Source organism: Rhodoferax sp. U2-2l, assembly GCF_020594515.1.
GTDB lineage: Bacteria > Pseudomonadota > Gammaproteobacteria > Burkholderiales > Burkholderiaceae_C > Rhodoferax.
This window is the reverse complement of sequence record NZ_JAJCTH010000034.1, coordinates 1-7,208: the sequence shown is the minus strand read 5'-3', so window position 1 is coordinate 7,208 and position 7,208 is coordinate 1. Positions and strand designations below refer to the sequence as shown.

Here is a 7,208-nt window from a genome sequence, read left to right as displayed (position 1 = left end):
GGCGTATAGGTCCACTTCTGTGTACATCCTCTCTGCCTCTCCAGATCCAATCTTGGATCACAGGATAGGCTTGGGACTGGTACCCAATCACACCGCCGAGTGGCTCCCTTTTACTCCGCCATTCATACCTGGTCGGCTCTTGAGCAGCGATAGCGGGTGCTTATGACAGACAGCTTATGGGATGTGAAATTGCAGCGCACAAGGTGCCCGAGATATCTGACCGTCTTTAGCTGAACTTGTAAAGCGCCGTCGAACTGGCTCAAAATGTGACGCGGTCAAAATTGGCATCCAAGTCCACTGAACATTGGAGCAATGATTCATGAGACATGCCTTTATAAAGCTGCAACTCTATTGCAGTCGATCACTTTCATGCGGAACAGGAACAAGTCTTGACGAATTCAAATATTGACGAGATGAGTTTAATGTTCGAGGCAGCACGCTCACTAATCGCGGGTGCCAAGATTGTCGTTGCAAGCGACGGAATCGAAGAAGAAGGGCATATGCGTCACCCCACCCTTCCAGTTGTTGTTTGCTCTGCACTTGCCATTGAAATTCAACTGAAATTGCTGCTGAAACTGTGTTTACTTGCACGTCCGAGTGGTGACGGTCACGATCTAATTTCACTGTTTGAAAAGCTACCGCCAACTCTGAGGGCGGAAATTCTCGCCAGTGAATCTGCAGCCTTGAATTTGCCTACGGACGAAATACGGATGAAGCTCAAGGCTAACGCGCATGTATTCAAGACATGGCGATATCCATATGAGAAAGAAATGTTGCAAACTGAGCCTGCCTTCTTGGTTGACTTCGCGATCGTTCTGATTTAGTTCATAACTACGAAGGTTTTCATTGAGCGCTCTGAGAATGGATGGATCTCAACGAATTGTTCAAGGCTACCACGCTTGTGGACGAACCGAAAAAGCGTTGACAACAGCTTTTGAGTAGCGCAAATGCTCGCTAACAGTTCAAAGCACTTGCAAACACAACGTCCTAAACGTTCGCTTGTTTTACATGGCCAATTTGTTCATGTGTGAGTCGAGGCAAGTCACATCCGTATTTGTTATCTTAAGATTTAAGCAGATGGTATTGATGTGGATCAGCGTTGAACTACCTTTTTAGCCACCGACCGACAATACAATCGAATAAAATTGCTGTAACGATCAAGGTTTCCCATGCGTTTACTTCTCCTTATCTTCGCTCTTTTTCCAATTGTCACCCATGCTGAGAATTGGGTTGCCTATGGCAGCTTTGGTCCTGTCACTTATTACATGGACAAGGACTCTGCCAAGCGTAATGGAGATCTTGCCACTATCATGACACGCAAGATTGGCGCCACAGGAACTTGGAACCAGCTCTATTCCTTTGACTGCAAGCGGCAAGTTTGGATAACGCCTTCATTAGGTTCGTTTAATATTAGCGACTTTCCTGAAGAAAAACTTTTATTTGATGCATCTTGCAAGAAATTTTTTGAATTTTGGAAATAACTCGGTCAGAGAAAAATTCTCCAGAGGTCGTCAAGCCACCTACTCCACTTCCAATTATGGTGACAGGCTTGAATCTAGTCGGCTTCTACTCGGTTACTTTCGGTACAAAGTCCGTAGCGCCAATTTGCTCCTATAGCTCAAAATGGATCGATAAATTCAGCCAAAAATGGATTGAGTGACCGGATTGAAGCTTTCAGTTTGTGTAAACCAATTTCCGCAATCAGCCTTTATGTACAGTTCCTAGTTATGGGTAGGTGCCATTCAAGACTATCCGCCAGTCATTGGTAAAATTAAATTTCCTCAAGGTTTCGAGATCGTCTTCAAATACGAGTCAAATTCTGGATGACTCTATGCGCATTTACTCACATTCGAGCGCTGTACCCATGATATTGGGTTTACAGATTAGTTTCTCTTTTCCGCCCACGGCATTGCGCTCAAGCGGTTTTTGGTTTGATTTATTTACTTCAGCTTGGAATTTTGCGGCCCTGTCCAAATTCGCCTGCCGAGCTTGGGTAGTTTGGTCGTAATGATCTTTCCATAAATAATATGCATCTTTTGAAACTACCCCACCTGCCTTACCAACTTTCAAGTTCTTGGCACACTCAATTTGAGCATTCTCAGCAAGAATTCTTCCCTTCTCGTCGTTGACCTTGTATGACTTGAACTTGCATTCTTGCGGGGGATTCTCTCTTGCGTTTTTATCGTCTTCCGCATCGCGAAGGCGCAATGCTTCTTGCCGCATGCCAGCGGTATCGATGGTGTTGTCACGAATCTTTATGGATGAGGTTGACGAGTTGCTGGGACAAGCCGAATCGGTAAATGTGACTTTTCCACTCGAACTGATGCACTTCTGCAACTCTGCTTGGGCCTCAGCAACAGACATCAGGAGCGCCAATATCAAAAACAAGAATTTCATCATCTCCCCATCTTTTTTATATTCTTCAAAAAGGATAAATTGGAATCTGAAGTCCACATCAACGGATAGGTCCCGCTGGTTTGTAGTTCATAGCCATTTAAAGGAATTTGCCATTTCTGCACAACACCCGACGTGTCAACCGATGCTAGCCAAATCGTGACACCTAATGTCAGCAATCTGGCAGGCAAATCACAAAACTGTGGACCCGCTAACAGCCTAATGCGGGTGTAGACGCGACAAAATGTCGACACCGTCGCCATCGTCAAGAAAAGGCTGACTGCGGTCATCAGTAACACTCCAAAGCAGCCGCTCAAAATTTAGTTTTAACGCCACCAATAAGCGGCGAGCGGTGCGAGTCCGGCGACCATCGGGAGCGTACTTAATTGGTATGTTATATTTTTATTCTGCCATCATCGCTTTTCTCAACAGGTAGCCGGTAAATTCATGCACGTTGTAATAGTATTTTGGTACATCTGATATATGTTGCTTGCCCTCGAGGATAAAGGGATTCCCCATTCCCGCAGTGCCAATAGATGTTAATGATTTTCCAGTATGAACGAATTTTGACCTATCACCATAGAGCGCTTTCATTGCTTTCTCTACTGGCCCTGAATTTCTTGAATGCAATGATACAAATTCATTAAACTGAGCTGAGATTCTTCGCTCTGGCTTTTCTAGTTGCATACCGCAGTTAGCGCATTCTAATACGCTATTTTTTTCACTAGCATCCAAAAGAGATTCTATTGATGAAACATATCCTAGCAGCTCATATTGAGCCTTAAAACAATTCAAAAAACGATTTTCCGACACCTCTTTCCTCAATTTGATCGATTCTGCGAATCTGTTTACTGAGTTCTCGTTATCTATTGAGATTAAAACTTTATATAAGATATTATCCGATTCACTTATTAGCACTAACTTATTACCATCTATCACTTCATCGCAGTCTACAAAGTCATTGTTTAAACAAGGCTTAATAAACTCACGTCCTGATAAATCGAGAACACTATGGTTTTCAGACTTTTTAATCGTTCCACCAATAAATTCGATTAGCTGCTGCGTGCATAACGTTAAGGATGAGGTTATTTTTTTGACAGTATCAGTAATCACATGAGTAAGTTCATTCTCGTCGAGAATACTTACTTGAAAGACTACATAGTCAAATTCCGCTTCAGAGGCTATTGCAACATTTGACTTTTCTAAAAAATAATTCCCATAAAACCGTATGGAAGAAGATATAGGCACCTTCAAGGTTAACTTTTTATATCTTTTAGAAAAGTCTAATTTTGATGTTTCAAAAATCACATCCTCAATATTCGATTCTGCTCTAATATCAACTTCTCCACTAGCTATTGTAATCGCTTCAATATCTACACCTATAATACCTTTGGCTGTGTGATTGCTAAATTTTAGATTAACTTTGAATGGAAGTTCATCTACACACCAATCGACCTCATAGATGTATTTTTCATTGTTGTCGGTGTCATAGTAAGAATGTTGACAAGCTACAGGTCCAACTCGCTCCCTGAGTTCATACCAAAGAACTTTCAAAAAGTCATTGACAGATTCTTTAGTGACATCAACTCGAATTGTTTTCATTGCTTTTCGTAAAAACATAACTTTTATGTATCCCGCGATTTTGCGAGATAACATGGCGACAAGTCAGATAACGTAACGTAAACGTTTTGAGATTTCCCGCAAAATCAAGCGGGTATATCAAATGCCTTCCATTATGTACAGGTACATTGATAGCGGCCAAGTTGGTGAGTAGCTTAGCCAAAATCTGTGAAAAATTACTCCAATTGGAGGGCGACGCCGACAGACGGCCTCCGCTGCACAGCCGGTCCACAGTTTTCTCCGTTCCAGTTATTAAATTATGACCGTCATGTTCGGGGGAAGTTGGCTGGCTCCAGCAGGCTGGAAGCCGACAGCTAGGCCCCACCGCGGAGACGCCCTACGTTCTTCAGTGCCATGCGCTCTGCGGCGGCAACGTCAAGGCCGGCGGCATTAAGGAACTTGTCTATCTCTAGAAGCACAGCCTTCTGCAACCGTCTTGCTTCTTCGGTGAATGTATCCAATCGAGTGAAGGTCTCTGATCGGCCTGCATCGGTGTACAAGAGGTCACCATGCGTGTTCTGCGAGCGATGGACGAGCCAGTCGCGCTCATCCTTAAACCGACCAAGTGAATCCAGTAGCTCAGGCGGCACCAGACCTTTGGACCTTACAACCTTCAATGACGTGCCAAGAGTGTTCCGACGGTGCTTCGCAAGAAGTTCTCGCGCCTCAGCTTCCGGGATGCGCCCCGGTGTCTTGACTTCGTGCTTGATTGTGATGAGTGTGTTCAGCGCATCTTCAACGTACTGTAGATGCCAAACGCCGCGGCCGAGCGAGAGGTACAAACGCTCTAGCTCCTCGGAGTTAACTTGCCGGTGGGATGGTGAACCTAGCATTGACTGTGGGCCTAACGTTCGTCCTTTGCGATATCGTAAATAAGACCAAGAAGATCAATCATTAGGAATCTCCCTGATCGCACGCTTGATGTCTCGCTCCGCGTCATCAAGTTCGGAGAGTGCTTTACGAATTTGGTACTCAGTGTTTGGATCTGCATCGTTACGTGCTCGACGTAGCGCCGCAACTGCATCATCAATTGCACTGAGTGCCTTCTTTAGCTTTATTTTCGCTGACATAGGCAAATCTCCTGCCTCTCAATTGGCTTAAATCGCATCAAGACAATTTCTCCGTTGCCGCCACCGGTTTGGCTATCCCGCAGTTGGAGGAATCCGCTAAAGGACAGCTTTCGCTAGGATTCTGACGGTAGATTCTTGCGCTGTATATCCCCCAAATGGGGGGTGCGACTGAACGACCGCTCCCGCTGCGGAAGAGCAGTCCACGACCATCGGCGGAATTTTCACCGCGAATGACCGGTGTGGAAAATTCGACTCGCTGGGCGACTGCTTTCGAGTGCCGATCCCCAATAGCGGCTCTTGGTCGATGGCCGGTGCCTACTTTAAAAACTGGGTTTCCGGCAAGCAGTCATTGAGACTGCGATTGCACCGATCTGCGGATGTCGGCTTACCGGCGTTGAAATCGACAGACGCGAAGACAGCTATGGTCGGCTGCGGGTCCGGGCCATCTGCGGTCTTCGGCGAGTGTCTGCTTCAGGCAGGCCTATCGTGACTCTATTCAACAGCCATCACCTGATGGTTGAATCGGGATACAGTACCAGATGGACCGGCCACAGGCCGGCGAAGGAATCGCTCGGTCAAAAAGGCCTCATTGGTTCGTCGAAAGAACGGATGCGAAAACACTCTTCGCAGAGCCGAAGCGTCCCTAGCCCGGTCGCCGGCATACCCACCAAAGCGAAATCGCGAACCGGATTGTCTGCACAGACACTGCACACGTCCGAACTTCCCGTCGCCTGAATGGCTGCTTCCGTCATGGCAGCCTGTTTTGGATTCCATTCTCTCAGAGAGGCAAACCACTCAGGTGTGTGAGGACGGAGGAGCTCGGGAGGCGTCAGCTTGAGCAGCCCCCGACGCACAAGCCAGGTAGTTGCCGCTTTGATGCGCCGAGCATGAAATTGGGTGAGAAGGTCGTAAAGCTCAATCTTCAGGGTGAAGAGATAAAGCGATGCCATGTCAAGGCCCAGTCGCGCATGGGCTTTTACGGCACCATTTTTCAAGATAGAGTTAAATCCTAGCCGGAAATATGACTTAGATTTCTGTGACTGGGCCTTGTCATTTAACCTGGGCTTCGATCAACTTTCACCACTTATTGATTCGGCCCGATGAAGTTGTAAGTCGCCGTTTACCCTCTAGCAAGGAAAGGCCAGAAGAGTAGTTCACACTTCACGGGCCGGATCTATAAAAGACACTTCAACCTTGGTGCGATGTCTGGCCCGAATGTCGAAGTCATCGGCATTGCCTTGCAATACCTGTGCAATCCGATCTTTTCAAGATAAGGCCGGGATTAGGGAACTGCAACGTCTCTCGTACACCTCATTTGGAACCTGCTTTTGGGTAAGGATAGGCTTGTGACTGGTACCCAATCACACCACCGAGTGGCTCACTTTTATTCCGCTATTCACAGCAGTTGGACGATCGGCATATGCCCAGACTCCGACTTGGTCAATATGATGATGGATGCGGCCCTTGAGAGGCTTGACGCCGCAATGTTAACGCCGCACCGAAGTTGCAGGATGGTTCCAATCCAAGCACTCAGCCACTTTCGGCAGCCAAAACCATCGGATTCCAGCGCCGACGGCCTGGTTGGATCCAAGGTCGCTGCTGTCGATTTGACAGCCGACACAAGCTAGAGATCAATCTTCTAATGCTCAGACATAAAAGTGAAAGGTGGCAGACATAGCCGCTGGTTTGTTTCGTTGAAGACCTTGAAAGGCACAGACAGAAGTACCTTACGTCTTCCTAGAACTTCGTCCACCCTGCCCTCGATACCGATACACACCCGGCGCCCCTCCCACGCGAACACGGCGCAAGACCTGGCGTCTGGTCCGTATCTGCTGGATGTTGTCTTGGATCTGTCGGGTCTGCCGACGCAGCCAGATGATAAGGACGATGGCGAGCACGACAACAATGGTAGCAACGAGGTTGTAAAGACTGGCATGGGACATGTCGGGCTCTTTCTCTGTCGTGGTCAGTTTGAATATATTAGGTGAAGATGAAACGTAAGCGGGCAGCCACCCCATCTTGACCACAGTACCAAAGCTGTGGCAGTTGACGGGAATCAAATAGCCAGAACTGGAGGCTGCCAGCGATGTGGCAACAACTCTTGAATCTGACTGGCACGCTGAG

General features: G+C 47.0%; 8 protein-coding genes. 2 read left to right on the top strand and 6 right to left on the bottom strand.

From position 1 onward, the window contains the following. Positions 1 to 389 precede the first annotated feature (389 nt). Positions 390 to 824, top strand: a complete 435-nt coding sequence (locus tag LHU53_RS19530; RefSeq protein ID WP_227334456.1) for a hypothetical protein — start codon at positions 390 to 392, stop codon at positions 822 to 824. Positions 825 to 1,169: 345 nt separating this feature from the next. Further along, positions 1,170 to 1,481: a hypothetical protein gene (locus LHU53_RS19525; RefSeq protein WP_227334455.1), complete on the top strand. Its 312-nt coding sequence runs from the start codon at positions 1,170 to 1,172 to the stop codon at positions 1,479 to 1,481. A gap of 358 nt (positions 1,482 to 1,839) precedes the next feature. On the opposite strand, the gene LHU53_RS19520 is transcribed toward LHU53_RS19525, so the two are convergent. The 6 genes from LHU53_RS19520 to LHU53_RS19495 form a co-directional block, all read right to left on the bottom strand. Beyond that, positions 1,840 to 2,454, bottom strand: coding sequence for a DUF4124 domain-containing protein (locus LHU53_RS19520; protein WP_227334454.1), 615 nt, complete (start codon positions 2,452 to 2,454; stop codon positions 1,840 to 1,842). Between the two features lie 342 nt (positions 2,455 to 2,796). Then, positions 2,797 to 4,014, bottom strand: a complete 1,218-nt coding sequence (locus tag LHU53_RS19515) for a hypothetical protein (RefSeq protein ID WP_227334453.1) — start codon at positions 4,012 to 4,014, stop codon at positions 2,797 to 2,799. A gap of 314 nt (positions 4,015 to 4,328) precedes the next feature. Further along, positions 4,329 to 4,796: a hypothetical protein gene (locus tag LHU53_RS19510; protein WP_227334452.1), complete on the bottom strand. Its 468-nt coding sequence runs from the start codon at positions 4,794 to 4,796 to the stop codon at positions 4,329 to 4,331. Positions 4,797 to 4,901: 105 nt separating this feature from the next. Beyond that, positions 4,902 to 5,084, bottom strand: a complete 183-nt coding sequence (locus LHU53_RS19505) for a hypothetical protein (RefSeq protein ID WP_227334451.1) — start codon at positions 5,082 to 5,084, stop codon at positions 4,902 to 4,904. A gap of 575 nt (positions 5,085 to 5,659) precedes the next feature. Next, positions 5,660 to 6,079 carry a hypothetical protein gene (locus tag LHU53_RS19500; RefSeq protein WP_227334450.1) on the bottom strand — a complete coding sequence of 140 codons (420 nt, stop codon included), beginning with the start codon at positions 6,077 to 6,079 and terminating at the stop codon, positions 5,660 to 5,662. Positions 6,080 to 6,811: 732 nt separating this feature from the next. Beyond that, a partial coding sequence (locus LHU53_RS19495) for a hypothetical protein (RefSeq protein ID WP_227334449.1) occupies positions 6,812 to 7,208 on the bottom strand: 397 nt, incomplete at its 5' end.

Coding starts and splice junctions, on each gene's coding strand:
- LHU53_RS19525 (WP_227334455.1), top strand. CDS start 1,170: ATGCGTTTACTTCTCCTTATCTTCGCTCTTTTTCCAATTGTCACCCAT.
- LHU53_RS19515 (WP_227334453.1), bottom strand. CDS start 4,014: ATGTTTTTACGAAAAGCAATGAAAACAATTCGAGTTGATGTCACTAAA.
- LHU53_RS19505 (WP_227334451.1), bottom strand. CDS start 5,084: ATGTCAGCGAAAATAAAGCTAAAGAAGGCACTCAGTGCAATTGATGAT.